The organism is Streptomyces sp. NPDC057253 (assembly GCF_042669125.1).
Taxonomy (GTDB): Bacteria; Actinomycetota; Actinomycetes; order Streptomycetales; family Streptomycetaceae; genus Streptomyces.
Map to the genome: position 1 here is coordinate 1 of NZ_JBHUXV010000125.1, position 25,994 is coordinate 25,994.

The following is a 25,994-nucleotide window of genomic DNA, read 5'->3' on the forward strand; positions in this document are numbered from 1 at the left end:
CCCCCAGCCCGGCCCGCACGGGCCCCACCGTCCCAGAGCGCGGAGCGCGCGGCCCCAGAGCCTCAGGAAGCGCGGAGCGCGCCCGCCGGCCTCTGCCGCGTAGCGGCAGTGCGACGCGTCGGCGGAGCCGAGCGCGCGCCAGAACATCCGTCGTGCTCAGGGGCTCAATGCGGCGGCCACCCGTGACCCGCCGCCCACCGCCCCGCCTCACAAGGAGTCCTCATGTCTGCACGCCCGGAACTCACCCACCCCGGAGACGACGCCATCACGGCCGCCATGAGCCGGACCCTGACCGCCCTTTCCGCCGTATTCCAGGCACTCGGAGACGGTGAGCACACCCTGAACCTCGTTGGCGAGCGGACCGACAACGCGTTCGTCACGGGCCGATCCGATCTCTCCATCGGCATGGAGCCGCTGCGCCTGGCCCTGGTGGACGAAGACGAGTTCTGCGCCCTGCGCATGCTGTTGGTGTTTGCGCTGGAGGGAAGCACGATGCGCAGCGCCGTCCTGGTCGCGACCACGGCCGCCGAGCCCAGCCCACGTGCGTGCGGGTGGTCCGTGCGTGACGGGTGGCTGCACCCCATGGACACGGACGACCTCCAGGCCGCGGTTACTCCGTGCCCCGACCTCATGGCCGTTGAGCGCGAGGTCTACCCCGCTCCCGTTCTCATCCAGCTCCCCGACTCCGACGAGGAGAATCCTGATGCCTGATCACGAGTTGCTGCGTCCCGACGACGCCGCCACGGCGTCCGCCATGGGCCGCGCCCTGCACGCGCTGACCGCGTTGTTCCCGGCCCTCGGCGAGGGAAGCCACGAGCTGAGCATCACCGGCGAGCGGGCGGACGGCACCGAGGTGAGTGCCGACCTGTACGTGTCCGTCGAGCCGGGTACCTGCCGGGTGGAGCAGTCTGCCGAGGAGTACGTGCAGTTCTTCGTGCTGCTGACGTTCGCCCTGGATAACAGCACCATCCGTGACGCCGTCCTGGTCGCAACGACCGCCGACGCTGGCATACGCGTGTGCGGGTGGGAGATGTGCGACGGGTGGCTGCACCCCATGGACACCTCCGAGCTCCAGAAGGCAGTCACGGCCCTTCCGCACGACGACGCCGCGCCGCACGTGGTCTGGCACGCCCCCGTATTGCGCCGCCCCCAGGGGACCGCGAAGGAACGCCCATGAGCGAGAAGCCCGCCGTCACACCGGACGGCTACTGCACCAACAAGGAGCCGGTCTCCGGCACGACCAGTCAGGTCAACGGTCACGCACTCGGCGGGAAGTTCCTCAAGATGCACGGCCGCCGGTACGCGGACTGCCCCTGCGGCCGCCGTCCGAGTCTGACCGACCGGGGCAGCCTCCGCCGACACAAGCCGCCGAAGGAGTAGCCCCGCAGACCCCCTCCGCGCCCCTCCTGTTCGGGGGCGCGGAGGGGCGCCGGGACGACTTCGAGGACCGGTGCGAGACGTGCAGCGCCCCCCGGGCCAGCTGTGCCACTCCTGGTGCGACACCGGTTACACCGCCGAGGACGCCCGCCGTGACGCCGAGATCCGCGGCCAGGACGCAAAGAGACCCGCGCCGACCACGCCCACCAGCCATCCGAAGGAGTGAACAGACCGCCATGACAAGCGAGTTGACCAGGCAGGAGCAGTTCGACGCGTTCGCCGACGAAGTGGCCCGAGAGCTGGGTACGCACTGCCGGACAGCCGAACTCACCGACTACCACCGCGGTCTGGGACGGCTCATCATCGATGGCGACGGCCGCGCCCCTGCGCCTGGCTCAGCCCGATGAACGCCACCCGGACCGCCTGAAGATCCACGCAGCGTTGCCGGACGAGACCAAGATGATCGCACCGTCGATCGGGGTGACCACCCGCAGCGCCCGGCACGTGGCACGCGAGATCACCCGGCGGCTGTATCCGCTGCACGCCGAGGCCGCGCAGCAGGCCGCCGAGCTCACCGCCCGTCAGCAGGCGGAGGAGAACAGCCGCCGCGCCGTCACCGACGCCGTGGCCGGCGCACTCCCCGGAGCCCGGATCGAGGAGCAGTACCGGCGCACCCGGATCATGTGGCAGCACGACACCAGGCCGCCCGGCGAGCACGGCCCCGTCCAGGTCGACAGCGTCACCGTGCTCGTCGGCCCTTCCGGCGAGGGCGTACAGGCCGAAGCGTCCGGGCGACCCAGCTCCATGATTTCCATGCTGGCCGCATTCGCCCAGGCGTCAGGGGAGTAAGAAGCGCAGGCCAGGGGCAGGTTCCCTCTTCCATAAGACACTATTATTATCAATTGTCGAGGGTGGTTGCCCCCGAGCACCTGCTCCGCCCCCGGCAGACCTGACAGCCGAGACATCCCATCCGCTCTGGCACGCGAGGAGGCCGCGCCCTGCCCGACCGGGACGAAGGGCGCGGCCCATACAACCGAACACCGAGGTGCTGTAGCTCAGTTGGTAGAGCGCGGATCTTATAAGTCCTGAGGTCGCCGGGTTCGAGTCCCGCCAGCACCACTCCACCAAGTCAACGCTCTGACCGAGCCGCTGCGGCCCCTCGGCGCCGAGCAGGCCGCCGCCCACGAGAAGGGCACGCACGTGCCCCACACACACCATCACCGTCACCCGCCGACCAGCCCGCCCGCCACGGCCGTGGGCCGCCCCGCCCAGGGCGGCCCACGCGGAAGGAGCCCGATGTTTCTCGTCACGCCCGACGCCGCTCACGGACTCGTCGCCGCGCCGCACTCCTCCGACGACCTCACGCCCGCCACCGAGCTGTCCCTTGCCGCCCAGGGGTTCGCCTGGAACAACGAGATCGAGGCGTACACCCGCCAGGCCGACCACGACCCCGCGGCCGTGGACGGCACCGCCGGCATGCTGCGCGAGCTGGGCCACTACGTCTTCTCCTCCTACACGCCGCTGCCCAGGAAGTAACCGCAGCCTGGCAAGGCTGCGCCGTCAACCTCCCACCCCTTGCGCAGAGGGAGTTCCGCCATGCCCCGACGCCGCACTCAGCCGCAGCAGCCCATCCGGTACGCCGCTGCCGAGCACGACGGACACCACCAGGTCGTGGACCAGCTCCACGGGTACGCCCTAAGCAGTTACGCCACCCGCGTGGCCGCCGAGGAGGCCGTACGCGAGCTGACCGCCAGCCCTACGGCAGCGATCGAAGCCGTTGAGAGGCTCGACGCCGCCCAGACCGGTCCAGCCGCCACCGAGCGGCGCATCCTGCGCCGGTACGGGTACGGCTTCAGCCTGCGCCAGGACGAAATGCTGTCCCTGCGGGGGGAGTTCAGCCATGACCGGCTGGAGACTCTGATCTCCGGCGGCCATCTGGCCATGGTGTTCACTCCGGCCGGTCTGCCGTACTACACCACGCCCGAGCGGTACGCCCAGCTGTCGCCCCGCCGGATACTCGACGGCGTCGAGTCGTTCCCGGCCGCCGACGTCGCCCGCCTCGAACGCCCCCGCCCCGCCCTGGAGTCGCTGCCCGCACGCACGCGCTGCGAGCCGTGCGAACTGCACGGGATCACGCTTTGGCGGTGCCTGATCTGCGGACCGCGCGAGCGCTTCGAGTGCCAGTGGGGCGAGTGCACCGCCAACCGCGTCACGGCCTACTGCGAGCGCTGCGTGCGCATGGCCCCCCGGCGCACCTTCCCGCTCCCGCCCCGCCGAGAGCACGACTGGCCGTAAAGACACAGGTCAGGGGCGGGTTCACACCCTCGCATGAGACACTATAATTGACATTGTTGGTCATGCGGTTCACCCCTGTGCGGCGGGGCCGCCGCCCCGCCGTACAGGCCCCTCACCGCCACTCCACGAAAGGACAGGGGATCGCCCCCGACCGGCGCTGCTACGCCCCGCGCCTGGAAGCCGGCCTGAGCCTGACACTGCGGTTCAACCGGACGCACTGGGTGTTCCGGCAGGCCCAGGACGCCAGCACCGCCGAGGGCCTGCTGTCCGCTCCCGGACGCCGATGAGCGAGGCCCGCGGGTTCCGCCTCCCGCACAACTGGGGGTTCCCGCCCGGGCCATGGACGTCCGCAACGCGCTGCTGCCGTCGGCATCGAGGCAGTACCCCGGACTTCGACGCGGAGATCCGGGCGGCCCGCACCCGTAGCCGGCACCCGCGCACCGCGTGAGGCGACGGCCTGCGCCCCACCTCCCCGGCCGGGTCCGCATCGGCCGCACCCAGACGCCGAACCGCGCCCGCTGACCGGCCGGCTCCTTCCCCGACCCCATGAAGAACATTGCGATCCAGGAGGACACGTGGCTCACAACGACCCGAGCACCACAGGACAGGACCGGACCGGCCCAGACGTACACCGCCGGGCACTCGATGCCGCTGCCCGAATCGTCGAGCAGTCCGCCCAGCTGGAACAGGCCTGGTTGAGCGGACCGGCAATGGCCACCGCCACGGGACGCGCCGAACCCGTCCTCGACCCGCGGAACCTCAACCGGCTCATGAACGCCCCCGGGTACCAGGTGCTGCGCTCCCGCCTCAAGGCGCCCAGCGCCGACGGCGCATGGTGCGCGGACGAACCCCTCGCCCTCAACCGGGCCCGCGCCCGCCGCCTGGTCGAAGCCTGGATCGGCCCCATGAACGCGCTTCTCCTGCACGCCCCGGACGACCGGCTCTACGTCGTTACCGACCGGGCCCAGACCGAGCTGATCCCCAGCGCGGTCGAACCCCCGCACACCGAGGGGGACGTCCTGTGCGCCGCGCTCCACGTCTACGGCCTGCCGGCACACGAGGACGGCGAGGGCGGCGTTACCTGGTTGGCGGTACCTCAGAACTCGGCGACCGCCGCGAGGGACGTCTACAAGGGAGCGCACTTCCGGATCTCCTGCGGAGAGCACACGGACCGAGTCGCTTCTGCCCACGACGACGTTTGGGGCGCCTCCCTGTACAACTCCGACGGCGAGCACATCGAGACTCTCGACGCCTCACCGCCCGGTTCATCTCTCGCCGAGGACTCTGCCCGCTGTGCTCGCGCCGTGGCCGAGCGCATCACCGGCTGACCTTTCGCGCACGGCCCGAGGTGAGGCAGGCACCTTGCCTGCCCGGCCTCCGCCCCGACGCTCTCTAGGCAGCCACCTACAGGATTCCGCGTTTCCTCAGGTCAGAGGGCATCTAGCCCCCACACCGGAACACACTATTATTTTAATTTAAGCGAGGGGATGACACACCAACCGCCCCAATTCGCCAGTCAGGCAAGGAGAAGGAGAGCCCCATGGCCACCACCGTCTCGACCCAGCCCACCGAACCCGTCACGCATGAGGAGGAAGACGCGCCGCAGATCGTTCTGCTCGACCCGGCGCAGGTGGTGCGTGATGAACAGAACGCCCGCGAGACCGACACCGAGCCGGACGACGAGCTGATCGCCTCCGTCAAGGAGATCGGTGTCGAGGAGACCATCAGTGTCCGGCCCCGGCCCGACGGCACGTACGGCGCTTTCAAGGGCTGGCGGCGAGCACAGGCTCAGAAGATCGCCAACACCACCGCAGAGCAGGACGGCCGCCCGGTACGCAGCATCAAGGCGCATGTGCGGAAGGACCTGGTCGGCCGCGACGGCTGGACCCGGTTCCTGTCCCTGGTCGAGAACAAGCACCGCGAGGGGATGAGCGAGCGCGACATCCTGAGGTCGCAGGAGCTGTCTCTGATCGCCATGAGCGACATTGAGCGGAAGCAGGCCACCAAGGCCCTCGGCGTCAGCCGCAACGCCGTCCGGCAGGCCAAGACGGCGCAGAGGCTCGATGACGCCACCCTCCGCCGGGCCACGGCCGGAGGCATGGACCTGGAGCAGACCGCCCAACTCGCCGAGGTCGAGCATGTCTCCGGCGCGGAGCGCCGTCTGCTGCGCGCGCTGGAACGCGACCACGAGGAGGGCAACGGCGGGCGCGGCCACTGGGACCAGGAGTTGGCACTGCTCAAGGCCGAGCAGGCCGACGAGGCCACCCGGACCAAGGCGGTGGAAGACCTCAAGAAGGCCAAGATCCCGTTGCTGGGACGGCCGGGGTGGGGGCAGAAGGATCTGTCCAAGCCGCTGGCCGAGCTGACCACCGGGCTGGGCAATCCGCTCACCGAGGACAACCACAAGAACTGCCCCGGCCACAGCGCCCGGCTCAACGACGAGCACCAGCCCGTGTGGCACTGCTTGGACCCTGCCGCGCACGGCCACAAGGTCCGCCCGCAGCCGAAGAAGCCCAGGACCAAGGAGGACGAGGCCAGGGCCGAGGAGCGCCGCAAGGTCATCGCATGCAACCGGGCCTGGAAAGCGGCCGCCGGTCCCCGTCAGGACTTCGTCGCCCGGCTCGTGCGCCAGAAGACCCTGCCGGATGCGGCCCGCGTCTTCGCGCAGGAGGTCGTGCTCACACTCCCGTACTTCTACAGCTCCTGGACCGACAAACATGAGTCCGAGACCGTCGCCCGCTTCCTGGGCATCAAGGAGCCCGAGCACGCGGACCTGGCGGAGACAGCGGCGCAGCTGCCCAAGGCACGCGTCGTCAACGCGCTGTTCGCGCACGTCGCCGCCGCCTGCGAGTACGACATCCGCGAGCCCAAGACCTGGTCGTACCTCACCCCGACGCAGGCCCGCTACCTGCTGCTGCTCGAAGCGCTCGGCCAGGACGACAACGGCAGCTACCGACTGTCCGAGGTCGAGAACCAGGCGGTTTCCCGCCACCGGCCCGACAGCGCCGCCTGACCGGACCTCCCCAGCACACCCCGGCCGGGCACACCGCGCCCGGCCGGTTCCCCACCCCCGCGCCGCAGAGAGGCGGCCCCAGCATGACCGTCACCGTCAGCTGCCCCGCCCGCGGACCGTCAACTCCCCCTTTCCCCGAGGCCTCTTCCTGGCATCGGGCCCTCACGAAAGCGACGTGTCACCGCCATGTCCACCCCTCCACAAGCCTCCCGGGAAGGACCGCAGGCCCCGGTGCTGGTGATCAGCGACAGCACCGACGACGATCCGGTCGGCCTGCGGTCAAGCCCGGTCCCCCGCCTGCTCCTGCCATCGGCGTTGTTCAGCGCCGAGGAGTACCAGCGCGCTCCGCTCGTGCTCCTGGACGACCGCAGCTACACCGACTTCACGCTCCGCCACATGCCGCGCCACAGTGGGCTCGTCGTCGTCCTGGTCGACCCCGACGACGGCTCCATCTACCCCCGGGCCGCCGCCATCGGCGCAGAGGCCGTCATCCGGGCCGGAGACAACCTCAGTTGGCTGCATCTGCGCCTGCACGACGCGACCGGCTGCCGCTACGCCCACTGGGAAGAGCTCCTGGCCGGCGGCCCCGCCGCCCCTCCCCCGCCAGCCGGCAGCTGACGTCCGCCAGCCGGGACCCGTGTCACGCCCCCGACCCGAAGGAACTCCCCCATGCACGCGATCCCCCAGCGCTGTGCCCACCGGCCGCTGTCGGGCGGGCTGGTGGTGCCGTACGTGACCCTGATCCACGACGGCCACGCGGCCTTCGGCGTCCTCGACGCCGACAAGACCATCAACGCCTTCCGACGACGCCTGTGCCAGATCTGCGAACACCCTCTCGACGAGCGGTGCTTCCTGCTGGTGCGCCCGGCCGACGCCGTCAAGGGCCGCTCCCCGGAACCCGCGCTGCACCCCGAGTGCCTGCCGTACACCGCCGACCATTGCCCGATGCTGAACGGCACCCTCACGCACTACCGCCGCAGCCCGGTGCTGGTCAGCCACCCGGCCGGACGGCCGTGTTCCGATCCGTCCTGCCTGTGCCTGTCCCGCAGGAGGGACGAGGGGCACGCCGCCCGCAGCGGCAGCCCCGCCGACCGGTACGAGGCCTGGATGATCCACACCCAGAACTACCAGCTGGTCTCGCTGCCCGAGCGGCCCGATGTGCCCTCCGGCATCAGCCTCGACGTGCCCGTCCTGCGCCGACGCGTGCTGCGCACCGCAACCCTCACCCCCGACCAGCAACACCTGACGGACCTCTTCAACAGCCTCATGAACGGGGCCTGACCGCCCCGTTCACACGGAAGGAAAACCGCCATGCCGATCACACCGGACCCGGCCACCCCCGCAGGCAAGGCCATCTTCGACCTGGCCGACCTGATGGACAGCCTCCACGAACGGACAGGTGAATGGCCGGGGGCGGACACCGTCAGCCTCATCGAAGAGTGGCTGAGCCGCTTCAGCTTCGCTGTCCCTGAGAGCCCCACCGCGCAGCAGGCGGGGCGAGCGTGGGTACTGCGCCGATGGGACCTGGGCACCGAAGCCGTGACCCTCTGGTCCGACGAAGCCTCCGCCCTCACCTCGCTCGCGCAGGAGGTACGCCGCTCCTGGGACGATGTGGCGGGAACCGAAGGCTTCCCGTTCCGGCCTCCGGCCGACGACCAGGCGGTCGTGGACCTCTACTACGGCCCGGACCAGAGCCGCGGGGACGAGGGCTTCATGCTCTACCCCGCCGGCATCTCCCGTTACGCGCCCGCTGGCGCCAGCCTCAGCCTCTCGGACGACGAGGACTGCGCGCGGGCGAACAGCTCGGCCGTCTTCCACCCGCAGGCGAACCCCGACGACGAAGGACTGCCCTGCATCGAGATCGCGGGCATCCTCGTGTTCGCCTACCTCGACGCCGACCGCGGGGCCGTACGGGTCTCCGTCCATCTGGACACCACCGACGAACAGTTGGTCCGGTCCGACAGCACGGTGCCGCTGCTGGTGGAGATCGAGGACGCCACGGTGTTCGACAACCTCACCCCGCCGCCGGCCCCGGCGCAGCCGACGGGGCGGAAGGCGCGCTTCCGGCACCTCGCCCGCCGTACCGCACTCTCCGGCTGCGGGAACTGCCAACAGGGGGATTAACCATCCCTCTAAAGACACTATTATTTTAACTAGGAGGTGTCCGCATGGCCCCGTCCGTCACGCACGTGACCGGCACCGTCACCGGTGGCGTGGAAGTCCGCTTCACGACAGACGGCATCGCCGTCTGCCGGTTCCGCCTCACCGAGACCCCCACGCAGTGGGATGCCACCACGCAGAAGTGGCGGGACCTGGAGCCGATCCCCTACATCTGCACCGCCTGGCGGAACCTGGCCAGCAACGCCGCCGAATCGCTCGTCGACGGGGTCAGCGTCCTGGTCAAGGGACGCATCACCGGCGTCAAGGACGACTCCCTCTACCTGAGCATCGACGACCTCGGCATCAGCCTGCGCAGGCGCATCGCCTACACCGAGACCAGCCTGCCCAGCCCGATCGCCGCCCGCCCTCTCACCGCTCCCCCGGTCGCCCCTCCTCCGGCGTCTCAGCCCGCCGCTGCATCCCGACCGGCCACCCGGCGACCGGGCAGCCCACCCGCCTGGTGGGAGCAGCAGCGGTCCGCCCACTGGTCCTAGCCCGGCCACTGAACCGCAGCCGCCGACGGCACCCTTCCCGTCGGCCGCTGACCACTTCCCCCTTCGCCCGCCCAAAGGACGTCCCGTGCGCGCACTGATGCCCTCAGCTCCTGCTCCTCCACCGTGCCGCCGTGCTGTACCTGGCCACGCCGTCCGGAGCTGACGTACGGGTCGTCATGCAGGCCGGACTCCTGGCCTGCATGACGACCCCGGCCCAGGGCAACGTGATCCCGCCCGGAACCCGGTACGCGTGCGACAACGGCAAGTTCGGCAAGGGCTGGCCCGGCGAGCAGGCCTGGGTGGCGTGGCTGACAGCGACCGTCGACCGCTACGGCCCCGACCTCTGCCTGTGGGCTGTAGCCCCCGACGTCCCGATGGACGCCGCGGCCACCCTCGCTCAGTCGCTGCCCTGGCTGCAGCCCATCCGCGCCCTGGGGATCCCGGCCGCGTTCGCCGCCCAGGACGGCAGCGAGCACGGCCTCATCCCCTGGGACTCCATCGACGTGCTGTTCCTCGCCGGCAGCACCGAGTGGAAGACCTCGCCGGCCGCCCACCGCCTGGCCATTGAAGCCCGGGAACGCGGCCTGGCCGTCCACATGGGCCGCGTCAACTCCCGCCATCGGCTGCGCATCGCCCAGGCCTTCGGCTGCGCCAGCTGCGACGGCACCTACCTCGCCTTCGGGCCCGACACCAACCTCCCCCAGCTCCTGGCCTGGATGAACGAACTCCACACCACCCCAACGCTGTTCGGAGACGAAGCATGACAACCCGTCTGCGCCATATCGGCGCCGCGATCATGGGCATCCTCAACCCCATCCCCTCCACCGTGCCCTCCCCGATGACCGAGGAGGAAGGCGCCTGGGTCCGCGCGCACGCCTGGACCAGGGGACTCCGCAAGATCGAAGACGCCTACCCCCACGGCTTCCACCGCTGGTGCTCCTGCGAACGCGGCATCTGCACCGGCTGCACCTCCGGGCACCACGACCGGTGCGTCAGCGCCCGCGGCCCCCGCGTCGACGAGCACGCCAACACGATTACCAACGCCCACGGGTTCGTCGTCGCCGTGATCCGATACGGACCGGGCCAGCGGCCCTGCCGGTGGCTCTGCCCCTGCCCTCACCCGACGGCCGCCGAGGAGACCGCCGACACGGTCACACCCGAGAAACCCCCAGCATGGTTCCAGTCGTTGTTCGTGCTCGGCCTGCACCCTGGCCAACCACCGCGATCTGCTGCTGATGGCCGGGCGCCGGCCCCGGCTCGCCGAACTGTGCGCGCTGGTCGAACGTGTCCGCCAGGTGCCGTTCAACCCGAACATCACCATGGCCGAGCTCATCGCGCTGTCCCGCCGGCGCGATGCCCCGAACCCGGGCATCGAGGTTGAGGAGACCGCAGACTTCGAGCGGATGGAACGCGACGTCCACGCCGCCCTGCACAAGCCGCCCACGTGGGACTCCAAGGCCCGCACCGGGCCGGGCGAGATCCTGCACAGCGCCGCCGGGTGCGACGGCTGCCACTGACCACCACACCGCCCCCCTTACGGGGGATACTTCTCATGATGACGACTACCCAGCGCATCCTCGACCTCGCCGCGGCGGCAACGGCCAGCCACGGCGAGGATTTGGTGCTGCTCCTGGACGAGGCGAACGAGCTGTACCAGCAAGGCCTGCAGGATCTGCACCGGGAGGTGGCCGCACGCCTCGGCGGACTGGCCACCGCGGACCTGATACTCGCCGCGGACACGGCCGGCATGCCCTGCGATGCCTCCCAGGACCGCGACGAGGTAACCCTGCTGCTGACCCTGGCCGAGTGGGAGATGACGCCGGCCTCCCTGGCCTACACGGAGATGGCCGCGGACGCCGCGCGCCGCGGCGTCTGCCTGATCCCAGAAGAGTAAGCCGGGCGGCGCCGTCAACGCCGCCACCCGCGTGCAACCTGGAGCCGCACGCTGGACCTACAACCGAAACTCCTGCCATTATTTGCGTTGCAAGCCGGGCTGTCCGGCTCGCCGCTGACAGGACGGACGGTTCTGCCATGACCTCGCGCCGTGAGCCCCGGCTGGCCGACGCTGCCGAGATCGCGGCTGAACAAGGACTGACACCCGCCCGGATCACCGGCCTCTACACCGGGCGCGCAAAGAACGCGGCCGGCGAGGTATTCCCCGAGCCAGTCGACATGCGCGGCCGCGCCCGCCTGTGGGACCACGCGGAAGTCACCAAGTGGTTCGCCCGCCGGGCGCCGGCACGGCTCGCCGAACACGCACCGCCCTCCCTCGACCCGCAGACACTGCTGAACGCGGCAGAGGCCTCGAGGTACCTCGGCTACAAGAACGCCAACCAGGTCACCACCTTCGTGCGCGACCACCCCGGCTACTTCCCCGAACCGGACGTCGTCGAAGACAAGGGCACGGCCGAGAACCCCTACCGCCGGCAGCTGTGGAAAGTGGCGACCCTGCAGGCGTGGATGGCCACCCGGCCCGGCCGCGGAAGACGAGCCGGAGCCAAGGCGGCACCGCCTCTGCCCGACGTTCCCGCCGACGGCGATCCCGACGAACTGCTGGGAGCGAGCCAGGCTGCGGCCCTGCTGGGATACAAGAGCATCAACTCCTTCTCCAGCGCCCTCTCCCAGGGCAACCTTCCGCTGCTCAAAGAGACAGACGGCGTTGCCGAGAATGCCGGGCGCCAGAACGGGCGCCGACGGTGGACCCGCCGGCGCATCCTCCAACAGGCCGCCCAGCGGTCCAAGCGGTAATACCCCGGTGGTGAGCGGACACCAGCGCACCACTCCATGAACGCGGCGCCCGGTTTTGGGAGTTGGTCCCTTGCGGGCCGGGGGTCGCACGATGGCCGGCACGGCGTGGTTCGCCACCACGCCCCGCAGCAGCAGATGCTGCTGCGGACCGGCCATCGCCTGTCCCCTGACCGCCCCGACCACGACCCCGACCACGACGTCGTTCTTGGGTCGTGACCTTGGTCGGGGGCTCGTGGTCGGGGGCACGGTCGGGGCCTGAGGGTTGTCTCCGCTCTATGACCCGTCCCACTTCAGATGTCCCGGCCGCCGAGCAGGCCCCCAGCCCTTGCGAACCCTTGCGCCTGCAGGTCCTGACCGCGCTCGCCCTGCACCGGATGGCCACGACCGGCCAGCTGCGCCAGATGCTGCGGCCGGACGGCTCCCGCCAGCTGCTCTCCCGCGTACTGAACAAACTGCGCTCCACAGGCCTCATCGACCACACCCCGCTTCAGGACCCGGACCGCTCCCGCACCCACGCCTGGTACCTCACACCTGAGGGCGCGCGCCTGACCCGCGATCTCCCCGCCCTGCGGGGGCGGCCGCCGTACCCGATCACCTCGACTACCGCAGCATCGCTGAAGACTCCCCACACGCTGACCGTCACACGGTGCCACCTGCCATTTGCGGCAGACGCCCGCCGACTCGGGCATGAACACGGCCCCTGGGACTGGACTCCCGAGGTGTCCCACCCCATCGGCGAGGGAGACAGACTCGTGGCCGACGCCGTCATGCACTACACCGTCGTCTCCGACAACCACAGGCGGAAACTGCGCGCCTTCGTAGAGGTCGACCGCACCACGATGAGCAGCGAGCGCCTGGCCACGAAATTGATCGACTATGCCAGGTTGTTCCACTACGAAGCCCAGCCCATCGGCCGCCGCCGCCCCCTCTCCACCGGCCCAGCCTGGCTCCGCTGGTATCCCGTCTACCCCCGCCTGCTGTTCATCCTCACCGGCGCCTCCCCCACCAGGCTGAAAGCCAGAATCAGCGACCTGCAGGCCATGGTCACCCAGCACCCACTCGTAGCCACCCTCGCCCGAGAAGTCCAGCTCGGAGCCGCCATCCTGGAAGACATCGAGAAGCACGGTCCCAGCGGGTCCGTCTGGACACCACTGACCGGGGGCGAGCTTCGCCCGTGGACCGACCTGTAAGCACGCGGCCCAGAGTGAGAACGAGTGGACGGCGCCCCGGACTCCGGTCCGCGGAGCCGTGTCGTTCGGCCACATCGTCGACGAGCGATGCAAGGGGCAGCACGATCGACGGGCGAGGGACCGGCGTGGCGTGATCCCCCTTTGAGAGCCCGGACGTACGCTCCGTCCACGGAGCAGTCGTCCAGGTCCAGCACACCGGCGCGACGAAGCTCGGTCAGCAAGGCGACGTGCAGGCAAGGCCAGAGACCAGGCTCAGTCCAGTCCCGCAGTCGGCGCCAGGCTGTACCGCCGGAACAACCCCAGGTCTCCGCGGGGGCATCACGCCACGAGACACCAGTCCGCAGCGCGTACAAAACGCCAACGAGCGCCGCCCGGTCGGGAATCCGCAGCCGCCCCGGCAGGCGGTGGCCGTTCGGGGACGGGCGGCAGTAGCGGAACCACCCGCTCCCACAGCTCGTCAGGAACAAGATCAGCACGCACCCAGACACTGCCGATCAAGATCATCGAATACGAGACCCGCAGCTCGACTCGTCCTGAAATGATCTGTCAGTCGGTACGCCCTCTCGCGCACTGCTCACGGAACTGGCGCGGGGAGAGGCCATAGGCGCTGCGGAATGCCTGGCTGAAGTGCGCGGGACTGGTGAACGCCCAGCGGGCCGCGATCGCATGGATCGCACGGTTGGCCAGCAGGGGGTCGGCGAGGTCGCGTCTGCACTGTTCCAGGCGGAGTTCGCGGATCCAGTCGGCGACGGTGTGCCCGTCCTGCTGGAACAGCTTGTGCAGGTAGCGCAGGGAGATGTGGTGGGCAGCAGCGATCGCGCCCGGAGTCAGGCGCGCATCGTCCAGGTTGTCTCTGATGAAGGCACGGATCTGGGCCGTCATGGCGCGCTGCCTGGTGTGCGGGGCGACCGTTGCCCGTGAGTCCAGTGCGTCAGCCAGTGCTGCGGCCAGCACGTCCAGTATCAGGGTGGAAAGCCTTTGGGTCTGCGACGGGTTGAGGTCGGGCAACTGCCGGGCAAGTTGCATCAGGAACTGAGACGACAGCGCGCCGATGCCCTGGTCACCCGGGATACGTACGGCACTGAGCCGCCGTAGATCCCGGTCCGGCAGTGGTAACGAGGAACGCGGGAAGCGGAGTAGCACGAGCCGCTGCCTGCCCGGGATGTCCGGCGCGAACTCTGAGAGGTACGGGCGCGAGGTGTCGAACAGGATCAGGTCGCCGACTCCGAACTCCGAGCACTGGCGGTCCTGAGTGATCATCCCGCGGCCGCGCACAATACAGCCCACCTTGAGTACTTCCGGATCGGCCTGGCGAATCAGCTTGGGCGTGCGATGGACCGCATGCGCCATGGTGGTCATCAGCGTTGCCTGCATGGCACCGAACCCACAGATGCCGACCTGAGCTTTGAAATCGCTCTCCCCGTGCGGGCCGCAGCGCAGGTCGTAAGGGACCCACAGCTTCGAACTCACCTCACGCCAGAAGGCGAACCCCTCCCCAGCCGAGACATCCGACGTACTCAATACGTCCATGACTTGCCATGGTGGTGCCACCCAGGACTCCGCCGCAAGCCGTCCCACCGACAAGCCACGCCCTCATCAAGCTGGCACACCGTCATGGAGGGGGCTGCAGCCCGAGTCCATCGGCGACGTCGTCACCCGCGTTGACGAATGCGCCGGGATCGAGATCCGATTCCCTGGCCACAGCCCCCGCCGCGGCCTGGCCACGTCCTCGCGCCTCAAGGGTCACGACCAGGTCGTCATCGCCAAGCAAGGCGGCTGGGCCCCGCACTCCAAGGTGCGTGCCGGCTACCTTGAAGTCGTCGACCAGTGGGAGGACAACGCCCTGCTCGGCGTGCTGTAGGTCGTGCTCAGCCTGCGCTGGCCGACGGACGTCTTTGACCGGCGGCGGTGACGTCGACGCAGATGAGTCGGAAGCCGGTGTGACCGTCTACGACGTTGCCGACCGGATACTTCATTTACCAGTCGCCGAAGCCGACGCAGCCGCTAGAACTGTTTAAACACGTCGTCAGGAGGCTTCTTGGCATACCAGGAAGCGACGGCAGACGGATGCGCTTCGTCGTGGCACATACCCGTAAGTCGGCCCTGGAAGTCGAAGCGTCCCGAGTACCGTCCCCGGGCTCCATTGTCCCACACGATCAAGAAGACGCATTCGCTGTCACTAGTCCAGGCGTCGTTGATACGGCCGTTGCCGCTGTGTACTTCTCGGGCCGTGTTGTAACCGATATCGAAGCGGCCACCCGACTGCTGGGATCGGACGTCCATGCTCACCACATGTCCGCTGCTCTGGACTATTTCCCATCCACCCTTGACGTTGAAAGGCATGCTCCGCCTCCTCGCCTCCTCCGACGGGGTCTCCGTGGCGAAGTGCGACTACCTCCCTGTTCTTTGCCTCCCCGCCCACAGGGATCTGCGTCCGAATCCTTACGCCGCTCGGTCATCGCACTCGGTTGGCCACCAGGCACTGAATGGTGCTCCGGTTCGCCGCGCCAGCCGTGTAACTGCCATCTTCGCTGGCTTGTTGCATCGGCCGACGTGGCTTGGCGGAGTCACACCAGTTGCCCAAACAGGTCGTTGGCGCCCCTCTTAGCGAACCAGGAAGCGACGGCAGACGGATGCGCTTCGTCGTGGCACACACCCGTAAGCCGGCCCTGGAAGTCGAAATGTCCGGAGTACCGTCCCCGGGCTCCGTTCGACCAGGAAATCAAGAAGACGACTTCGCCGTCACTGGCCCTGGCGTCGCTGATCGTGCCAGTGCCGCTGTAGTGTTCTTGGGCAGTCGCGCCGTCGAACGAGCCATCCGGATCCTCGGCGGGAACAAGCATGTTCACTGTGTGCCCGCTGGTCTGGATTACCTGCCACTGACCTCTGACGTCGTAAGGCATGATTCGCCTCCTGCCACTTTTGGGAATTCTGGAACCGGGTATCAAATGCTGCTGCTCGGCCGCCCCTCTTCTTCACGCTACTCCCTACGCCATGCATGCGCAGCCTGGGCCGGAGTGTCATACATCAAGGCTGCTATTCCAGTTGCCAGGAGCCTGCGTTCTTGGCAACTGAGCATTCTCAACAGCTCGTTCAACGTGCAACCACCATTGCCGCAGACACGGCGGTATCGCCGTCACGGCGACCTCGCCCATCCCCAGGTTCGCGATCTCCTCCACCCGCTCCAGCGACTTGCGTTTTGAACGCCGTCCCGGACACCCGTGCTCGGTGCAGATCACCCAGCTGGCTTCTCCGCGGCCGCAACCGCTCGCATGTCCGGAGTCCATGAAGGCCTGCGCGGAGAGAACCTCTTCGGCCAGGTCACGGGCCGAGGTAGTGCGCTCGGGGACGGGCTGGCTGCTGAGCTCGTCAATCCGGGTGCTGACGCACGTCCGTCCCGGTGAGCCTGTCGTCGTCGGCGTCGGATCGTGCATGACGAGTCGGTCACCGCGCTGGTGGGGGTCTACAGCGGACGCATCAACAAGAGTTCCGACCTGGGCAAGGTGTGGACGGTCGACGCCCTCTTCAAGCTCGTGCCCGAGGTCGCCTCGCGAGGCTGGGAGCCAGCCCTTCCCCTTGGCTGATCGCCCCGATGCGGAACGGCGCCCAGCCCCTCCCCCTCCCGGCATCGGATTCGGCGTCGACGGGCGTTATGCGGGCAGGCTTCTGCGGGCGAGCCATTCGCGGGCAGACAGTGAGCCGGCTTGAGCGGCAGCGCGGTTCAGCCGTTCGGCGTCCTGGAGGTGGCCCTTGGCAAATCTGAGGTGGGCCAGGCCGTGCAGGGCGTGGCTGTTGCCGCGGGCCGCGGCGGCGTGTGCCAGGTCCTCGGCGTGCCCGGGGTCGCCTTGCCCGTCACAGTGCCAGGACATCCATTCCAGCGCCAAGGGGTGCTCGACCGCGGCAGCAGCTCGAAAGAAGCACAGCGCGGCGGCGTGATCCCGATGGTCTGAGCGCTCGCGTGCGTGGGTGACGAGGACTTCGGCATGACCATGGTCAGTGATGGTCTTGCACAGTCTCGCCGCGTCGGTGACTTCTCCGGCAGCAACACGCAACTGGGCCAGGGCGAGAAGGGCGGCGGGGCTACCGTGCTGTGTGAGGGCGGCGTGCGCCAGCTGTTCCGCGGTGATCCGGTCGCCCTGGACTTCGTAGTGCTGGGCGAGCCACCGAGCAGCCGACGGGTCGCCATGGTCAGCGGCCCAGGAGTAGACGCGTGTCGCATCGCGACGCATGCCCAGACTCAGCAGATGGTGGGCTAGGCGACGGTGACCTTGCCGGTCACCGCTGACGGCGAACGCCCGGCGGGCCAGGCGTTCGCCGTCCCCGTATTGTCCGGACAGGCCCATAGCTGCCGCGAGTTCGCCGAGCAGCAGACCGGAGAGATAGCGCTCTTCGATGAGTTCTTCCGCACGTCGGAACTGTCCGAGGGCGATGAGGCGGCGGATGAACCACGGGAGCACGGAGGCGTCACCGTCCAAGGCTGCCCGCAGGTAGAGCGCCTCGCAGTCTGCTTGGTAGGTGCGTGCAGCTTCCGCGAGTTCCCGCAGGTCAGCGTTCGTGCGGGAGTGAGTCGCGGCCGCGTCCCACAGGGAGGGGGCAGGAGTTTTCCTTTTCCTGCTGGTCCGACCTTTCTCGTGAAGGATGTCAGCCAACTGGTACAGCGGGCTGTCCGGGGATGGCTCACCCGGACGGGGCCGGTGCTGTGTGAGCGGCCCCGGCAGATTACGGCGCGGCTTGAGGAGCTCGGCCAGGCTGGAGGTGAACCAGCCGTCGTCCAGCGTGTGCCATGTGGCCTCGTCGATATAGCCCGTGGCTGCGGTCCGTAGGAACTCTTCGGTCAGCAGCGGTCCGTGTCCGCATCGGCGTGCGTCCATGGCGGCATGAAGGATGGCACGAGCAGCCCCATCGGACTGTTCGTATCGGCGCACCAGGTGCGGGGCGCCGGCCAGGAACTGAGTGATGCGTCCGCTGGCGGTACGACTTCGAGCAAGTCTCAGGCGCGGGTCAGAGGCGACGAGCCCCGCAGCATCGGCCAGCTCTCCAGCACTGAATGCGGAAGGCATCGCGATGGTCAGGGCAAGATCGGCCAGCTGATGCACAGCGCCCATCCCGTCGTACAGTTCGTTCCCCTCCCCCACGTCGTCCGCCAGACGATTCCAGTACGTCGGCCACATGGTGCCCAGGACCAGGACAGGGCCGCGCCGGCTGTCCGTCAAAAGGGCCTGGAGTGCCGATGAGACCTGGGCCGTGGAGTCCTTCACCAGGAAATACAACTGGGCTTCGTTCAACCACAGCACGGTGCGCGGCTCCAGCACATCATCCTGCAAGGCACGCAGGAGAGCCGCGGGCCGGTCCGGAGCCAGCGGATGCACAATCCGCCAAGAGGGGAGTTCGGCCCGCACCGCTTCCCAGCAGGCCCGTGTCTTTCCGGTGGAGGAACCACCCACCACCATCACCAGCCGGCTGCCGTTCGCCGATTCAGCCACCATGCGCCGCAGCCGCCCGTCCACGCCATCAGGGCGGGCAATGTAGGGAGGAAGCGCAGCGAGCGCGCCGGATCCGGCATCTGCATCAACAGCAGGATGTACTTCAAAGCGCAGGGCATCGGAGGGCTTCAACTCCCCGATCACATCAGACCGGATGGAAGCTCCGGTGTGAGCGGTCAGGGCCTGCACCTGGGCTGCCTGGGTGGACCATTCCGCCCCGGGCCGTTCAGCACGTTGACCGACCACTGCAGCAGACCGGGCTGGCGGATCACCGCGAAGCGCGACACCCCGCGCACGGAGCCGGTTACGCAGCATGGCAGCGTCAATCGCACCGCCCCGTGGCCCCCACTCCTGAGCAATCTCCTCGACCATCCGGAACACTCCGGCGGCGTCTACCCCAGAGTCCGCGTGCAGCACCCGTTCCGCCAGCGCGGCGCACAGACCTGGAAAGCGAGGACTGATCTGCTCAGTGGGCTCGATCTGGACGACAAGACGGCGAGCAATCCGGTAGGCGCTGCGGTGCACAACCTCCTGCTCAGGAATGTTGCCGTGGGACTCTGCGAGGAGATCACCCACGGTCTGCGTCAGGTGCTTCCACACCCGGTGGTAGGACTGGCCCAGGCGGGGCATCTCTTGCAGAAAGTCCGCCACACTCTTCTGTGCGGCAGCCGACGCAGCCAGATCTCGCAACGCCTCCAGGCCCGTTGCAGGGCCGGAGGCGGTCAAGCCGAGCCGGTGCCGGTCAGCGTCGATCTCGTCGCCGAAGGACTCCAGGCCGGCCAAGCACTGCTGCATCGTCTTGCGCCACGGGCCACTACTGGAGACAACCTCAAGCGTGCGCTTGACCTGCCGCTGCACGGCCAGCTCGTAGGAGCCCTGGCTGTTGAGGACCACGACATCGTCCAGCGGGAACTCGTTGGCCTTCTGCAAGAAGACCGCGTCCGGTACTACATCGAGACCGGGAACCTGTACACCGCACAGCAGACCGACGAGATCCAGTGCCGCAACCCGATACTCATAGATCGTGCCGCCCCCACCCGAACCAATCGAGGAAGCCCCCCTGCTCAACCGCTCACTCCTCGCTCAGACAGACCACCCATCTTCCAGGATCGCGGAAGGCTGAACCGCTCCGGGTGATGGAGGCTCCGGGCTGCCCCGAGTTGGGTGGAGTCGAGTTACTGGGTTTCAAGCTACTGGCGGGGTGCGGAGTTCGTACTCCACCGGGCTGAGCATGCCCAGCGCTGAGTGCCTGCGCTGTCGGTTGTGGAAGATTTCCAGGTACTCAAAGAGCGTGGTGGACAGTTCCAGACGCGTCCGCCACCGTCTGCGGTTGAGCAGTTCGACCTGGACCCGGGCCCAGAAGGGCTCCAGCATCGCGTTGTCCACGCAGTCCCCGATGGAGCCCATCGAGGGCATCAGGCCGGAGGCCTCGCTCATTGCGCTTCACGGGATCCAGGACCAACTCGATGACGCTCGGTCAGCACCCTTTGATTTTGCGCACGTTCGCCCAGTTCTCTCCGTAGAGTTTCCGTGACGGTGCGGCAGGTGTGAGAGCGGAATCCCTGAGGTAGTAGATCCTGGCCCGCGTACCGGGGGTCTGATTGTTGTCCCACGAGCCTTCCCCGTTCCACGGGATGAACTTCTCCACACCACAAGCCCACCACGCGATGCTGGCACCCTTGAAGTTCGTCTCCGAATAGGCGCAGAAGTACTCATAATCGGCGCCGTAGTTGCAGTGCACGTCGGTCGTCCCGAAAGTCCGGGGGCGCGCTTCGCCGGGCACGGGGACGGAGAGGGTGGCACCATGGAGGTCGACCTGGTTCGCCGAAATCTGAGTTCCGCCCGTCCGGGCCACATACCTGTCGACCTCCTCCTGGAGGGCTTCAGCCTGGGCGGAGGTCAGTCCCGCAGCACGCGCCTGGGAGAGGAAGCCCGACTGCGACGCCTGAGCCGAACCGCCTGTCAGACCAGGCACGAGCATGATGACGGCGGCACCAATGATGCTGAGAACCCACCGCTTTGCGGCCCTCGTCTGCCCTCCCCTGCGGAGCAGGCGGCGGGCAGAGTGCGCTTGCGTTCGCTGCGGCATGGCAGCCCCCTTCGAAAGGTCTCTCCTCGTCATTTCACCGCATGATGCCTGCCGCGGCCCGGCCCGGCATTACGCGTGAGCGCACAAGTCTTCAGTCTGCGTGCACTGTCTCCTGATGCCGTCGGTCAAGCGTGGAAATCGTTGGACAGAATCAACTCAGAGGTCGTCGACCAGGGTGTTTTCGGAACCTGGTGAACGGTATCTGGACTGTTTGGAACGCATAGGGCTCGGTGTCTTCAGGACACGGCACTATGCCAAAATCCAGCGCATGGCTGTTCGATACGCGTTCCCCCTGCGTCCTGGTGACCGTGTTGGTGTTACCCCTCCGGCGAGGGAGGTTGCGAAGTGGCTAGGGCGGCCGTCAGCGGCTCCACCGAGGCGAGCCGAATCGGCCCCACTTCTAGGGTGATTCGTGAAGATCAGGCGTCTTGGGGCGGCTCCGGAGGGCGGCCCGACTTGGGACCACCGGGCTGACGCATCAGTCGGCGGCCGTGCGAGGGCATCGGGCATCATGACCTTCATGCCGATGGAGACCGACGACTTGTCCGAGAACGACGCGACGGCCTGCGTTCCGGTCGCCGATGAGGCGACCGGCGAGATTCGGCTGCTGTCCGAGCGGTGCTCGACCTGCATCTTCCGGCCGGGCAACCCGTTCCGGGCCACGATGCCGGAACGGATCCGCAGCATGATCGCTGACGCTGTGGCGGACGAAGGGCATGTGACGTGTCACTCGACGCTGCCGGGCTCGGCGCCCGCAGGTGTCGAGCCGGCGATCTGCCGCGGGTTCGCGGACACGTATGGTGACCGATCGTTGGCCTTGCGGTTCGGGGACGCCCTGGGCCTCATCCGGGAGGTTTCCCCGCCCGCGTAAGGCGGTTGGTTACTTCATCCCGGCGTTCGCTTTGGTGCGGGCCAGGCGGTAGGACTCGGTGCCGGTCTCGATGAGGGTGGCGTTGAAGGTGAGCCGGTCCACGATGGCCGCGCAGAGCCGCGGATCAGTGAACGTCTTTGACCAGCCCGTGAACGCCTCGTTGGAGGCGATCGCGATGCTGTTCTTCTCCTCCCGCTCGGTCAGAACCTGGAAGAGCATCTCGGCGCCGCGGCGGTCGAGTTCGAGGTAGCCGAGTTCATCGATCTCAAGGAGGTCGACGCGTCCGTAGCGGGCGATGGTCTTGCCGAGCTGCTTGTCGTCGGCCGCCTCGACGAGCTCGTTCACCAGAGCGGCGGCGGTCGTGTAGCGGACGCGGTGGCCGGCCATGGCGGCCGCCGTGCCCAATGCGATGAGCAGGTGGGATTTGCCCGTGCCGGAGTCCCCGATCAAACACAAGGGATAGCCCTTGGCGATCCAGTCGCAGGAGGCGAGGCTGTGGATGACGGCCGGGTCGACGTTTGGGTTGGCCCTGTAGTCGAACTCGCGCAGGGACTTCTCGCGCGGGAAGTGGGCAGCCCGGATGCGGCGTTCGGCCCGGCGGCGGTCACGGTCCTCGCACTCGGCGAGCAGGAGCTCGGCGAGGAACCCGGCGTAGGAGAGCCCTTCGCGCTCGGCGCGGGCGATGGTGTCGGCGGCCTGGGCGCGCATGGTGGGCAGCCGGAGCATGCGGCAGGCGGTGTCGATCGCGGCGTCGGATGCCTGTGAAGTGAGCGCGTGGTGGGCGGTGGTCATAGCGACTCCTTGCGGTGAAGGTGCAGCAGTTCGTCCCACTGCTCCAGGCGGGGCAGAGGCCGGACGTCATCGGGCAGGGGCTTGGCCAGACGGCGCGAGGTGAGGTGGCTGACCTGCGGCAGCTGCGGGTCCATGGGCTCGGGATGTTCCGGTGCTGCTGGTGACGCCGTGACGGTGGGCGCCCGGCCGGCTGCCTGTGCGGCCTTGCGGGCCTCCAGCGCGACGACGTCCTCGCTGCAGTTGCCCAGCTTCACGGCGGCCCGAAGTCCGGCGATCACATCGGCGTGCTGCTGATGGCGGTGCAGGAGCAGCACCCTGACCAGGGCAGTGGTGCCGTCGTCCTCACCGCGCTGCTGCTTGGCCATGGCCCAGAAAGCCTCATGCGCGGCGGTGAAGGTGCCCTCCGCGCGGGCCTGGTGCAGGGCCTCGGAGCGGTCCAGTGCCCCGGGCTTGTGCAGCAGCACCTCCAGGTAGTGGTCCAGGAGCAGGTGCTCCAGGCCGCGGCCGGCAAGCCGGGCATGCCGGGCGATCTCGCGGCGGCCATCGAAGACGACGAGCGCGTCGCCGGTCAGGTGGACGGTGACCTTGCGGTCGATGAACCGGGCCGGGACGGAGTACGAGCACATCTTCACCGTGATCCGGCTGTAGCGGTCGACCCGCGGGTGGAAGGTCATCGCCGTCTCGAACGGATCGGCCGGCAGCGGCAGCAGGTGCGGTGCCTCCTGGGTGAAGTCCTGGCCGATCGTGCGGATCCGCGATCCGATGCGGCGGCCCGCCTCGCGTTCCTCGAACCGGACGAGCCGGAGGTTGAGTTCCTCCAGCGTCTGAACCTTCGGGACGGGGGTGAGGTAGTTGCGGCGGAAGTAGCCGACCTGTCCCTCCACTCCGCCCTTCTCATGGGCCCCGCGAAGTCCCGGCTCGCAGTAGAACGCGGTGAATCCGTAGAACTCGCGCAGCGCGGTCCACGTCGGGTTCTCCTCGCGCAGCCGGCTGCGGAAGACGACCTTGCGGACCGCCGGAGTGAGGTTGTCATAGCGCACCTGACCTGCCGGGACACCGCCCAGCACTCTCAGGGCGTGCACGTGGCCTTCGAAGAACGCCTGCTGACCGCAGGAACGGGAGATCCGGTGCACCGACCGCCCCGAGTAGGCCAGCCGGAACGCGAACAGGAAGCACTTCACCCGCTCGCCAGCGAGATCGACCCAGACCTCTCCGAAGTCGACCTCGGCATCGGCGCCGGGCACGTTGTGCCGGGTCAGATAGCCCTCGGCCGGCACTCCTTCCTCCGCGGCGATCGCCCGGCGGCGGGCGGTGACGAAGTCCCGCACCGTGGTGTACGGAAGCGTGACCCCGAACTCCACCTCCAGCCGCGTGCCGATCCGCTTGGCGGTGTGCCGCTGCTTGCGCGGTGCCTCCAGATCCGCCCGCAGCCACTCATCGACCGTCTTCTTATACGGCTCCATCCGCGGAGAGATCCGCACCGGACGCTTACGAGGATGCGCCACCGGCGAGGCCAACGCCTCCCGCACCAAACGCCGGTGCACTCCGTACTTCCGCGACAACGCCCGGATCGACAGCCCCAGCTGCCAGCTGTCCCGGCGAATCCGATCGAACAACTCCTGCTTGGACAAGGCCATCCGCAGCACCCACCCTCGGCGGACCACAACCACCGTTCCACCGCAAGGCCCAAGGTGGGGCCACTTCGCCTCGCCACCACCCCTCAGTGCTACCGAACGCTCCCGCCGGTGGAGCCGCTGACGGCCGCCCTAGCCACTCAAGCAGCCCACGCACCCCCGGGCGAAGTGCTCGGACGACGCAGGCTCACTCTCGATCAGCTTGTCGAGGCCCGCCGTCCTCCAACGGCCGACCACGCCAACGTCCCTTCCCCCCTCGCTCGCAGCATGCGTACGACCGCTGCTTGACCGTGAGGCAAGGGCCCGTGTCAGGTGTGGTGCAGGCCGAGCCGTTCGAGGAGGTAGCGGGGCTGCAGGCCGCGCTCGATCGACAGCAGGTAGGCGACCGGTGTGCCGGCGCGCAGGGCACGGCGCTGCTGGCGGGCGGTTCGGGTAAGGCCGGCGATGCCGAATGCTGCGCCAAGGGCGGTGCCGAGGGCGGGGGCGCCGGCCAGGACGCCTCCGGCGACGGAGCTGGCGACGGCGGGCAGTTCGAACTTGAGGTCCGCGGCGCTGAACGCGGTCTCGACGCCCCGTCCTCGCATGGCGCGGTGCAGGTCCTCGAGGGGGAGGGTGAAGCGGCGCTCCACCTCCATCCGGAGGTAGCGGTCGAGGGCTTCGGGTACGGTCACGTCCTCCAGTTCGCTCTGCAGGCTGGTGGCGGCTTCGTTGACGGCCGTGCTGAAGGCCTCGAACTCCGTTCGGTGCCGCAGGCGCAGCTCGATGATTTTCTTGACGAGGACGTCGGCCAGGTGGGCGGGTACGGCGATTTGGATGGCCAGCAGGCCCATCGCGCTGACGAGGTCCGGCATCGGGTGGCTGCGGGGTGGCTCAGCACCGAGCAGGGAGGCGACCTGGTCGGCGTCCCAGCCGTCGGAGAGCAGATGGGCCTGTTGCTGGTCGGTGGTGGGTGTGAGGCGGCCCTGGCGGGCCAGGGCTTCGACGAAAGCGCACTTGTACACCCAGGCCAGGGTGGTGTGCACGGCCAGCCAGGGACGGGGGTTGGCCCGGGTCGCGGGCAGGAAGGTGGGGACGGCGAGCTCGTTGTCGATCAATGCGGTGCGCAGCTCGTCACTGACCTCATCCCAGTGCAGGGCAGCAGCCCTGGCGGGGCCGAGGTCGTGGTGGCCGGACACCAGAAACGGCTCGGCCTGGGCAAAGGAAGAACCGCGGCGGGCCCAGTGCACACGCCCGTACTCGGCGTGGGGTGAGGTGGCATAGCCGTTCAGGCCGTATCGGCTGCGCAGCTCGGCGCCATGGCGCTGAGGACCTCAAGAAACATCGGCGCCACCGTGTGCGCGGTTGCGGCCGGCTCGATGGGCACGATGAAGTCGAGTTCATCTGCCAGCGCCCTGACCGTGCCGGAGTCGGCCACGGGATAATCACCAGAGATGACGCGGGCGAGCTTGGGCCAGTACAGAACTGCCGTCTTGAGCCACTCCTCGTTCCGGAAACGGATGTAGGGGTAGTACAGGCCGATCCGCTGCAGCATCGATTACCTCCTCCTGCCGGTCCCGCCCGTAGCCCCGTCCAGGCTGTCACTCCATCACGCATCCGCCGCCCATCCGAGCCCTCGCATCCGCCGATCAGGCGACACCACTCCCCAACAGGCCCGAGGCATGGCGCACGCAGGCACGGTGCCCACGCGCTCGTACCAAACGCTGCCCCGCGCACGCCTGTCGGGCTCAGAGTGGGGCGGGCCGGGCGGAGCCCCGGGGGGTGCCTCTATGTCTTTGGTCAAGCGAGGCGTGGGGTTCGGGGTTCGTAGAAGGTGCCGTCGCGGAGCATCGCGAAGAGCACGTTGATGCG

General features: G+C 68.6%; 33 protein-coding genes, 1 tRNA gene and 2 pseudogenes. 24 read left to right on the plus strand and 12 right to left on the minus strand.

The features are described 5' to 3' along the window. The first annotated feature begins 222 nt into the window (after positions 1 to 222). The 21 genes and pseudogenes from ACFULQ_RS40435 to ACFULQ_RS40535 all read left to right on the plus strand — a co-directional run bounded on the left by ACFULQ_RS40435 (position 223) and on the right by ACFULQ_RS40535 (position 13,277). Complete coding sequence (locus ACFULQ_RS40435) at positions 223 to 711, plus strand: hypothetical protein (protein ID WP_383554289.1); 489 nt, start codon at positions 223 to 225, stop codon at positions 709 to 711. After that, positions 704 to 1,177, plus strand: coding sequence for a hypothetical protein (locus ACFULQ_RS40440; protein ID WP_383554292.1), 474 nt, complete (start codon positions 704 to 706; stop codon positions 1,175 to 1,177). Before ACFULQ_RS40435 ends, ACFULQ_RS40440 begins: the two co-directional genes overlap by 8 nt. After that, a complete protein-coding gene (locus ACFULQ_RS40445; protein WP_383554295.1) occupies positions 1,174 to 1,380 on the plus strand; it encodes a hypothetical protein in 207 nt (68 codons plus the stop codon). Before ACFULQ_RS40440 ends, ACFULQ_RS40445 begins: the two co-directional genes overlap by 4 nt. Before the next feature lie 79 nt (positions 1,381 to 1,459). Further along, positions 1,460 to 1,603 carry a hypothetical protein gene (locus ACFULQ_RS40450; protein ID WP_383554298.1) on the plus strand — a complete coding sequence of 48 codons (144 nt, stop codon included), beginning with the start codon at positions 1,460 to 1,462 and terminating at the stop codon, positions 1,601 to 1,603. Positions 1,604 to 1,743: 140 nt separating this feature from the next. Next, on the plus strand, positions 1,744 to 2,226 hold the full coding sequence (locus ACFULQ_RS40455) for a hypothetical protein (protein WP_383554300.1): 483 nt from the start codon (positions 1,744 to 1,746) through the stop codon (positions 2,224 to 2,226). A 195-nt stretch (positions 2,227 to 2,421) separates the two neighbouring features. Continuing rightward, a tRNA-Ile gene (locus tag ACFULQ_RS40460) sits at positions 2,422 to 2,496 on the plus strand. A gap of 177 nt (positions 2,497 to 2,673) precedes the next feature. Further along, the gene (locus ACFULQ_RS40465; protein WP_383554303.1) at positions 2,674 to 2,913 is read left to right on the plus strand and encodes a hypothetical protein; all 240 of its coding nucleotides are present in this window, start codon (positions 2,674 to 2,676) and stop codon (positions 2,911 to 2,913) included. 60 nt (positions 2,914 to 2,973) lie between these two features. Then, a complete protein-coding gene (locus tag ACFULQ_RS40470; RefSeq protein WP_383554306.1) occupies positions 2,974 to 3,672 on the plus strand; it encodes a hypothetical protein in 699 nt (232 codons plus the stop codon). Positions 3,673 to 3,734: 62 nt separating this feature from the next. Then, entirely contained in the window at positions 3,735 to 3,959 is a 225-nt protein-coding gene (locus ACFULQ_RS40475; protein ID WP_383554309.1) for a hypothetical protein, read from the plus strand. Between the two features lie 288 nt (positions 3,960 to 4,247). Further along, positions 4,248 to 5,000: a hypothetical protein gene (locus tag ACFULQ_RS40480; RefSeq protein WP_383554312.1), complete on the plus strand. Its 753-nt coding sequence runs from the start codon at positions 4,248 to 4,250 to the stop codon at positions 4,998 to 5,000. A 212-nt stretch (positions 5,001 to 5,212) separates the two neighbouring features. After that, positions 5,213 to 6,685 carry a ParB/RepB/Spo0J family partition protein gene (locus ACFULQ_RS40485; RefSeq protein ID WP_383554315.1) on the plus strand — a complete coding sequence of 491 codons (1,473 nt, stop codon included), beginning with the start codon at positions 5,213 to 5,215 and terminating at the stop codon, positions 6,683 to 6,685. A 186-nt stretch (positions 6,686 to 6,871) separates the two neighbouring features. Next, entirely contained in the window at positions 6,872 to 7,303 is a 432-nt protein-coding gene (locus ACFULQ_RS40490) for a hypothetical protein (protein WP_383554318.1), read from the plus strand. 51 nt (positions 7,304 to 7,354) lie between these two features. Continuing rightward, positions 7,355 to 7,966, plus strand: a complete 612-nt coding sequence (locus tag ACFULQ_RS40495) for a cell envelope biogenesis protein OmpA (protein WP_383554321.1) — start codon at positions 7,355 to 7,357, stop codon at positions 7,964 to 7,966. Positions 7,967 to 7,996: 30 nt separating this feature from the next. After that, positions 7,997 to 8,809 (plus strand): hypothetical protein, encoded by an 813-nt coding sequence (locus ACFULQ_RS40500; protein WP_383554323.1) that lies wholly within the window; start codon positions 7,997 to 7,999, stop codon positions 8,807 to 8,809. A 44-nt stretch (positions 8,810 to 8,853) separates the two neighbouring features. After that, the gene (locus ACFULQ_RS40505; RefSeq protein ID WP_383554326.1) at positions 8,854 to 9,339 is read left to right on the plus strand and encodes a single-stranded DNA-binding protein; all 486 of its coding nucleotides are present in this window, start codon (positions 8,854 to 8,856) and stop codon (positions 9,337 to 9,339) included. Between the two features lie 131 nt (positions 9,340 to 9,470). Continuing rightward, a complete protein-coding gene (locus ACFULQ_RS40510) occupies positions 9,471 to 10,103 on the plus strand; it encodes a hypothetical protein (protein WP_383554329.1) in 633 nt (210 codons plus the stop codon). Between the two features lie 74 nt (positions 10,104 to 10,177). Further along, positions 10,178 to 10,468: pseudogene (locus ACFULQ_RS40515) on the plus strand (DUF6248 family natural product biosynthesis protein); the annotation flags it as partial. Positions 10,469 to 10,574: 106 nt separating this feature from the next. Then, complete coding sequence (locus ACFULQ_RS40520) at positions 10,575 to 10,856, plus strand: hypothetical protein (protein WP_383554372.1); 282 nt, start codon at positions 10,575 to 10,577, stop codon at positions 10,854 to 10,856. 35 nt (positions 10,857 to 10,891) lie between these two features. After that, positions 10,892 to 11,233, plus strand: coding sequence for a hypothetical protein (locus tag ACFULQ_RS40525; RefSeq protein WP_383554332.1), 342 nt, complete (start codon positions 10,892 to 10,894; stop codon positions 11,231 to 11,233). 137 nt (positions 11,234 to 11,370) lie between these two features. Next, on the plus strand, positions 11,371 to 12,087 hold the full coding sequence (locus ACFULQ_RS40530; RefSeq protein ID WP_383554335.1) for a hypothetical protein: 717 nt from the start codon (positions 11,371 to 11,373) through the stop codon (positions 12,085 to 12,087). 275 nt (positions 12,088 to 12,362) lie between these two features. Next, positions 12,363 to 13,277, plus strand: coding sequence for a replication-relaxation family protein (locus ACFULQ_RS40535; RefSeq protein ID WP_383554338.1), 915 nt, complete (start codon positions 12,363 to 12,365; stop codon positions 13,275 to 13,277). Between the two features lie 92 nt (positions 13,278 to 13,369). Here ACFULQ_RS40535 and ACFULQ_RS40540 read toward each other — a convergent pair. Further along, a pseudogene (locus tag ACFULQ_RS40540) lies at positions 13,370 to 13,827 on the minus strand (transposase); the annotation flags it as partial. Beyond that, positions 13,824 to 14,807: a helix-turn-helix domain-containing protein gene (locus ACFULQ_RS40545; protein WP_383554340.1), complete on the minus strand. Its 984-nt coding sequence runs from the start codon at positions 14,805 to 14,807 to the stop codon at positions 13,824 to 13,826. The pseudogene ACFULQ_RS40540 and the gene ACFULQ_RS40545, both read right to left, overlap by 4 nt. On the opposite strand from ACFULQ_RS40545, the gene ACFULQ_RS40550 reads away from it, so the two are divergent. Beyond that, positions 14,806 to 15,138: a hypothetical protein gene (locus tag ACFULQ_RS40550; protein ID WP_383554342.1), complete on the plus strand. Its 333-nt coding sequence runs from the start codon at positions 14,806 to 14,808 to the stop codon at positions 15,136 to 15,138. The two genes, ACFULQ_RS40545 and ACFULQ_RS40550, sit on opposite strands and share 2 nt — an antisense overlap. Before the next feature lie 143 nt (positions 15,139 to 15,281). Here the strand turns inward: ACFULQ_RS40550 and ACFULQ_RS40555 are convergent, their stop codons facing one another. The 3 genes from ACFULQ_RS40555 to ACFULQ_RS40565 all read right to left on the minus strand — a co-directional run bounded on the left by ACFULQ_RS40555 (position 15,282) and on the right by ACFULQ_RS40565 (position 16,711). After that, on the minus strand, positions 15,282 to 15,620 hold the full coding sequence (locus tag ACFULQ_RS40555) for a hypothetical protein (RefSeq protein WP_383554344.1): 339 nt from the start codon (positions 15,618 to 15,620) through the stop codon (positions 15,282 to 15,284). Positions 15,621 to 15,844: 224 nt separating this feature from the next. After that, a complete protein-coding gene (locus ACFULQ_RS40560) occupies positions 15,845 to 16,180 on the minus strand; it encodes a hypothetical protein (RefSeq protein ID WP_383554345.1) in 336 nt (111 codons plus the stop codon). Between the two features lie 117 nt (positions 16,181 to 16,297). Continuing rightward, positions 16,298 to 16,711, minus strand: a complete 414-nt coding sequence (locus tag ACFULQ_RS40565) for a hypothetical protein (protein ID WP_383554347.1) — start codon at positions 16,709 to 16,711, stop codon at positions 16,298 to 16,300. Here ACFULQ_RS40565 and ACFULQ_RS40570 point away from each other — a divergent pair. Beyond that, complete coding sequence (locus ACFULQ_RS40570) at positions 16,706 to 16,861, plus strand: hypothetical protein (protein WP_383554349.1); 156 nt, start codon at positions 16,706 to 16,708, stop codon at positions 16,859 to 16,861. The genes ACFULQ_RS40565 and ACFULQ_RS40570 overlap by 6 nt on opposite strands. A gap of 66 nt (positions 16,862 to 16,927) precedes the next feature. Here the strand turns inward: ACFULQ_RS40570 and ACFULQ_RS40575 are convergent, their stop codons facing one another. The 3 genes from ACFULQ_RS40575 to ACFULQ_RS40585 form a co-directional block, all read right to left on the minus strand. Further along, positions 16,928 to 19,828 carry a hypothetical protein gene (locus tag ACFULQ_RS40575; RefSeq protein WP_383554351.1) on the minus strand — a complete coding sequence of 967 codons (2,901 nt, stop codon included), beginning with the start codon at positions 19,826 to 19,828 and terminating at the stop codon, positions 16,928 to 16,930. Positions 19,829 to 19,945: 117 nt separating this feature from the next. Further along, positions 19,946 to 20,197 carry an IS3 family transposase gene (locus ACFULQ_RS40580; RefSeq protein ID WP_383554353.1) on the minus strand — a complete coding sequence of 84 codons (252 nt, stop codon included), beginning with the start codon at positions 20,195 to 20,197 and terminating at the stop codon, positions 19,946 to 19,948. Positions 20,198 to 20,237: 40 nt separating this feature from the next. Then, positions 20,238 to 20,849, minus strand: a complete 612-nt coding sequence (locus ACFULQ_RS40585) for a hypothetical protein (protein ID WP_383554356.1) — start codon at positions 20,847 to 20,849, stop codon at positions 20,238 to 20,240. Positions 20,850 to 21,369: 520 nt separating this feature from the next. On the opposite strand from ACFULQ_RS40585, the gene ACFULQ_RS40590 reads away from it, so the two are divergent. Beyond that, positions 21,370 to 21,720, plus strand: a complete 351-nt coding sequence (locus ACFULQ_RS40590; protein WP_383554358.1) for a hypothetical protein — start codon at positions 21,370 to 21,372, stop codon at positions 21,718 to 21,720. Between the two features lie 9 nt (positions 21,721 to 21,729). On the opposite strand, the gene istB is transcribed toward ACFULQ_RS40590, so the two are convergent. The 4 genes from istB to ACFULQ_RS40610 form a co-directional block, all read right to left on the minus strand. Then, positions 21,730 to 22,512, minus strand: coding sequence for an IS21-like element helper ATPase IstB (istB, locus tag ACFULQ_RS40595; protein ID WP_383554360.1), 783 nt, complete (start codon positions 22,510 to 22,512; stop codon positions 21,730 to 21,732). Further along, positions 22,509 to 24,149, minus strand: coding sequence for an IS21 family transposase (gene istA / locus ACFULQ_RS40600; protein WP_383554363.1), 1,641 nt, complete (start codon positions 24,147 to 24,149; stop codon positions 22,509 to 22,511). Before istA ends, istB begins: the two co-directional genes overlap by 4 nt. A gap of 305 nt (positions 24,150 to 24,454) precedes the next feature. Continuing rightward, positions 24,455 to 25,432, minus strand: a complete 978-nt coding sequence (locus ACFULQ_RS40605) for a DUF6236 family protein (RefSeq protein WP_383554369.1) — start codon at positions 25,430 to 25,432, stop codon at positions 24,455 to 24,457. Beyond that, positions 25,411 to 25,677: a hypothetical protein gene (locus ACFULQ_RS40610; protein ID WP_383554366.1), complete on the minus strand. Its 267-nt coding sequence runs from the start codon at positions 25,675 to 25,677 to the stop codon at positions 25,411 to 25,413. Before ACFULQ_RS40610 ends, ACFULQ_RS40605 begins: the two co-directional genes overlap by 22 nt. Positions 25,678 to 25,994: the final 317 nt, after the last annotated feature.

What these genes read in the sequence shown, in the direction of transcription:
- ACFULQ_RS40550 (WP_383554342.1), top strand. Translation starts at nt 14,806, where the DNA reads ATGACTTGCCATGGTGGTGCCACCCAGGACTCCGCCGCAAGCCGTCCC.
- ACFULQ_RS40590 (WP_383554358.1), top strand. Translation starts at nt 21,370, where the DNA reads ATGCCGATGGAGACCGACGACTTGTCCGAGAACGACGCGACGGCCTGC.
- istB (WP_383554360.1), bottom strand. Translation starts at nt 22,512, where the DNA reads ATGACCACCGCCCACCACGCGCTCACTTCACAGGCATCCGACGCCGCG.
- ACFULQ_RS40465 (WP_383554303.1), top strand. Translation starts at nt 2,674, where the DNA reads ATGTTTCTCGTCACGCCCGACGCCGCTCACGGACTCGTCGCCGCGCCG.
- istA (WP_383554363.1), bottom strand. Translation starts at nt 24,149, where the DNA reads ATGGCCTTGTCCAAGCAGGAGTTGTTCGATCGGATTCGCCGGGACAGC.
- ACFULQ_RS40485 (WP_383554315.1), top strand. Translation starts at nt 5,213, where the DNA reads ATGGCCACCACCGTCTCGACCCAGCCCACCGAACCCGTCACGCATGAG.
- ACFULQ_RS40455 (WP_383554300.1), top strand. Translation starts at nt 1,744, where the DNA reads ATGGCGACGGCCGCGCCCCTGCGCCTGGCTCAGCCCGATGAACGCCAC.
- ACFULQ_RS40535 (WP_383554338.1), top strand. Translation starts at nt 12,363, where the DNA reads ATGACCCGTCCCACTTCAGATGTCCCGGCCGCCGAGCAGGCCCCCAGC.
- ACFULQ_RS40585 (WP_383554356.1), bottom strand. Translation starts at nt 20,849, where the DNA reads ATGCCGCAGCGAACGCAAGCGCACTCTGCCCGCCGCCTGCTCCGCAGG.
- ACFULQ_RS40440 (WP_383554292.1), top strand. Translation starts at nt 704, where the DNA reads ATGCCTGATCACGAGTTGCTGCGTCCCGACGACGCCGCCACGGCGTCC.
- ACFULQ_RS40545 (WP_383554340.1), bottom strand. Translation starts at nt 14,807, where the DNA reads ATGGACGTATTGAGTACGTCGGATGTCTCGGCTGGGGAGGGGTTCGCC.
- ACFULQ_RS40560 (WP_383554345.1), bottom strand. Translation starts at nt 16,180, where the DNA reads ATGCCTTACGACGTCAGAGGTCAGTGGCAGGTAATCCAGACCAGCGGG.
- ACFULQ_RS40580 (WP_383554353.1), bottom strand. Translation starts at nt 20,197, where the DNA reads ATGAGCGAGGCCTCCGGCCTGATGCCCTCGATGGGCTCCATCGGGGAC.
- ACFULQ_RS40555 (WP_383554344.1), bottom strand. Translation starts at nt 15,620, where the DNA reads ATGCCTTTCAACGTCAAGGGTGGATGGGAAATAGTCCAGAGCAGCGGA.
- ACFULQ_RS40435 (WP_383554289.1), top strand. Translation starts at nt 223, where the DNA reads ATGTCTGCACGCCCGGAACTCACCCACCCCGGAGACGACGCCATCACG.
- ACFULQ_RS40610 (WP_383554366.1), bottom strand. Translation starts at nt 25,677, where the DNA reads ATGCTGCAGCGGATCGGCCTGTACTACCCCTACATCCGTTTCCGGAAC.
- ACFULQ_RS40565 (WP_383554347.1), bottom strand. Translation starts at nt 16,711, where the DNA reads ATGCACGATCCGACGCCGACGACGACAGGCTCACCGGGACGGACGTGC.
- ACFULQ_RS40470 (WP_383554306.1), top strand. Translation starts at nt 2,974, where the DNA reads ATGCCCCGACGCCGCACTCAGCCGCAGCAGCCCATCCGGTACGCCGCT.
- ACFULQ_RS40500 (WP_383554323.1), top strand. Translation starts at nt 7,997, where the DNA reads ATGCCGATCACACCGGACCCGGCCACCCCCGCAGGCAAGGCCATCTTC.
- ACFULQ_RS40525 (WP_383554332.1), top strand. Translation starts at nt 10,892, where the DNA reads ATGATGACGACTACCCAGCGCATCCTCGACCTCGCCGCGGCGGCAACG.
- ACFULQ_RS40505 (WP_383554326.1), top strand. Translation starts at nt 8,854, where the DNA reads ATGGCCCCGTCCGTCACGCACGTGACCGGCACCGTCACCGGTGGCGTG.
- ACFULQ_RS40530 (WP_383554335.1), top strand. Translation starts at nt 11,371, where the DNA reads ATGACCTCGCGCCGTGAGCCCCGGCTGGCCGACGCTGCCGAGATCGCG.
- ACFULQ_RS40445 (WP_383554295.1), top strand. Translation starts at nt 1,174, where the DNA reads ATGAGCGAGAAGCCCGCCGTCACACCGGACGGCTACTGCACCAACAAG.
- ACFULQ_RS40490 (WP_383554318.1), top strand. Translation starts at nt 6,872, where the DNA reads ATGTCCACCCCTCCACAAGCCTCCCGGGAAGGACCGCAGGCCCCGGTG.
- ACFULQ_RS40475 (WP_383554309.1), top strand. Translation starts at nt 3,735, where the DNA reads ATGCGGTTCACCCCTGTGCGGCGGGGCCGCCGCCCCGCCGTACAGGCC.
- ACFULQ_RS40495 (WP_383554321.1), top strand. Translation starts at nt 7,355, where the DNA reads ATGCACGCGATCCCCCAGCGCTGTGCCCACCGGCCGCTGTCGGGCGGG.
- ACFULQ_RS40520 (WP_383554372.1), top strand. Translation starts at nt 10,575, where the DNA reads ATGGCCGGGCGCCGGCCCCGGCTCGCCGAACTGTGCGCGCTGGTCGAA.